This window comes from Cellulosimicrobium arenosum (assembly GCF_014837295.1).
Classification (GTDB): Bacteria; Actinomycetota; Actinomycetes; order Actinomycetales; family Cellulomonadaceae; genus Cellulosimicrobium; species Cellulosimicrobium arenosum.
Genome location: NZ_JACYHB010000029.1, coordinates 1 through 1,255 on the forward strand (window position 1 = coordinate 1; position 1,255 = coordinate 1,255).

The 1,255-nt window shown below is 68.8% G+C and carries 1 protein-coding gene; it reads right to left on the reverse strand.

What is annotated here, in order from left to right:
• Positions 1 to 12: 12 nt before the first annotated feature.
• Complete coding sequence (locus IF651_RS17285) at positions 13 to 1,071, reverse strand: IS110 family RNA-guided transposase (RefSeq protein ID WP_191830369.1); 1,059 nt, start codon at positions 1,069 to 1,071, stop codon at positions 13 to 15.
• Positions 1,072 to 1,255 lie beyond the last annotated feature (184 nt).

The window sequence follows — 1,255 nt, forward strand, 5'->3', positions numbered from 1 at the left end:
GAATCTCCTATGTCAAGCGGCGGCGGGCATGGCTGCGTCGGGTGCCGCTGCCATGCCGTGGTTGAGGGTGTTGTAGACGGTGCGGGCGAGCTGGCGTCGTAGACAGCGGTAGGTCTCGGTGGACGTCTTGCCGACGGCGCGCTTCTTGTCGTAGTAGTCCCGGCCGGGGCCGCCGAGCCGAACCTGGGTGATCGCGATCCGATGCAGCGCCGCGTTCAGCTGCCGGTTCCCGGCACGGTTCAAGCGGACTTTGCCGGCGGTCTGTCCCGACCACACGGGGATCGGGGCGGTGCCGGTGAACATCGCGTAGGCCGCCTCGGAAGTGAAGCAGTCGATCCCGGCGGTCTCGCCGACGATCTTGGCCGCGGTCAAGGGACCGCACCCAGGCAGTTCGAGCAGCACCGGTGCGGCGAGCTCGACCGCTGCGGTGATGCGTCGCTCGAGCGAGCGGATCTGAGCGTTGCGCACGGCGATGTCATCGAGCACCTCGACCGCGATCTGTGCGACCAGGCTCTCGAGCTCGACGAGCTGGGCGCGCAGCGTGACGACGACCACGGTCCGGTCCAACGACCGGGCCGGTGGGGCAAGGTCGGGGTCGATCTCGTGCAGGTGCCAACGCAGCCGGTTCATCATCCGTGTGCGCTCGGCGACCAGGTCCTCACGCCGGTCGACCAGCAGCTTCAGCTCCCGCGACGCCTCATCGTGGCGGGCCACCGGAAGGTCCGGGTGGGCTTGGGCGGCACGGGCCACCGCGGTCGCATCGATCGGGTCGGACTTGCCCCGCTCACGACCGGCACGTCGCGTGGCGCCCATCAACTTGGGGCTGACCCGCACCACGGTCTGCCCAGCGCCGAGCAGGTCCCGCTCGAGCAGCCCGGTCAGGTGGCGGCAGTCCTCGATCGCCCAGACCAGCTCCGCGTCCTTGAACGAACGGCGCGCCCAGCCCAACGCCTTCAGGTGACCCTCCCGGCGAGCCTGGAACACCCCTTGCCCGAGCACCTTGCCGACCTCGTCCACCGCGACCAGCGTGTGAGTCGCCTTGTGGACGTCCGCACCAATCACGACGACCATGGAGATCGCCTCCTCGTTCTCTTGAGGGACAGGGACGGTCGGGCCGGCCGGCGGACAAACCTCAGTCGGGGGCGATGCCACGCTCCTATCAAGTCACGCCGGCCGGTCCTCCCACCGGGTGTCGACAATTCACATGCAAGCCACGAAGGCAGCCACGCTAAGAGTCAGACACCCCGGTGACAGG